The organism is Psychrobacter sp. 1U2 (genome assembly GCF_051847575.1).
The window spans coordinates 1-1,414 of the sequence record NZ_JBPYDC010000206.1 but is presented as its reverse complement, the minus strand read 5'-3'; the positions used below and the strand labels follow the sequence as shown (position 1 = coordinate 1,414).

Annotated in this window: 2 protein-coding genes; both read left to right on the top strand. The window is 41.5% G+C overall.

What is annotated here, in order from left to right; all coding sequences use genetic code 11:
* The coding region (locus tag ACS8FD_RS14515; protein ID WP_439276376.1) for an NADPH-dependent FMN reductase at window positions 1–393 on the top strand (393 nt) is incomplete at its 5' end.
* 106 nt (window positions 394–499) lie between these two features.
* On the top strand, window positions 500–1,153 hold the full coding sequence (locus tag ACS8FD_RS14510; protein ID WP_439276377.1) for a YoaK family protein: 654 nt from the start codon (window positions 500–502) through the stop codon (window positions 1,151–1,153).
* The last annotated feature ends 261 nt before the right edge of the window (window positions 1,154–1,414 follow it).

Here is a 1,414-nt window from a genome sequence, read left to right as displayed (position 1 = left end):
CAAGCGATTGATAGTTACGAACGCGTTCGTCAGCAGTTAAAGAGTGCTGAAGCAGTACTAATCGTCACACCAGAGCATAACCGTACCATGCCTGCTGCTTTAAAAAACGTCATCGACATCGCCTCTCGTCCTTATAAAGAGAGTGTGTGGGAAGGCAAAAAAGTAGCAGTAGTGACAGCATCACCAGGCACTTATGGGGGTAGAGTTAGCGGTCTCGATGTACGCAAAAGCATGCAGATGCTATCGGCTCAAATGATGATTAGCCCTGAAGTATACCTAGGCCATGCGACTGATAGCCTAAATGAAGATGGTAGTGTCAGTGAGCGCACGCAAAAATTCCTGCAAAAGTTTGTGGATGAGTTTGTCGTGTTTGCTGGAAATACTGGTGCATAACAGCGCCTCTCACGATACTGAGTCTAACGATACTTCAACTAAGAATAATAAGGGCGGCGCTCGAAATAATAATTCGCCAAGCTTTTGGCAACGTTATCAAGCGCCAGTGTTACTCACAGTCGTTGGCGGTGCCATTGATACCATTGGCTTTATAACGTTATTTGGGTTTTTTACCGCTCATGTGACTGGTAACTTAGTATTGGCAGGTAGCGGTCTGGTAAAAGGCGAAGATGGACTATGGATTAAGCTTGCATCTGTACCGCTGTTTATTTTGACGGTGGTAGTAACGAAGATATATATAGATAAAAGTAAAAAACAGCAGCTGATATTAAGTCATTTATTATTCGCTGAAGCGGTATTTTTGACCGCATTTATGATTGCAGGCTTGTCTTTTCAACCTTTTATCGATGCAGGCGCTATTACCGTTGCCATAACTGGAGGTTTGGGTTTAACTGCGTTGGCGATTCGTAATACTGCTAGCAAAACAGTTATCAAGCACATGAGCCCAACGGTACTAATGACAGGCAATACGACGCAGTTAGGGATAGGTCTATCAGACTACTTATCCAATAGAACGTCTGAGAATGCCAAAAAGTTAGGGCATAGCTCAGCACTGGTCATAAGCTTTGTGATAGGCGCGCTGTTAGGCGCTGTACTATACGTCAAATTAAGCTATTGGGCTGTTGGTTTGTTTGTGCTGCCTGTACTCTATTTGTCATTTTTGGCCAGAGACAAAGACTTTTTACAAAATATTGGTTAAGAGCTTTTTGTGTTGTTAAGTCGCTCTGTTAATTTATTATTTGTTAAAGTAGGGCTATTCAATTACGACAGTCTAATCTTCAATGAGTAAACCATCAAAGGTAAAGATTTTTGAAAAAGGTTAAATAGTTTATCGTTAAATCAAAAACGCCACGCTTTTTAGCATGGCGTTTTTTTGTCTTTAAAATCTGATGTTCAAAATGTGAGTTACGGCGTAGCGTTATGAAAGACAGAGTTGTCTTGATACTCAGGATGCTTGTCG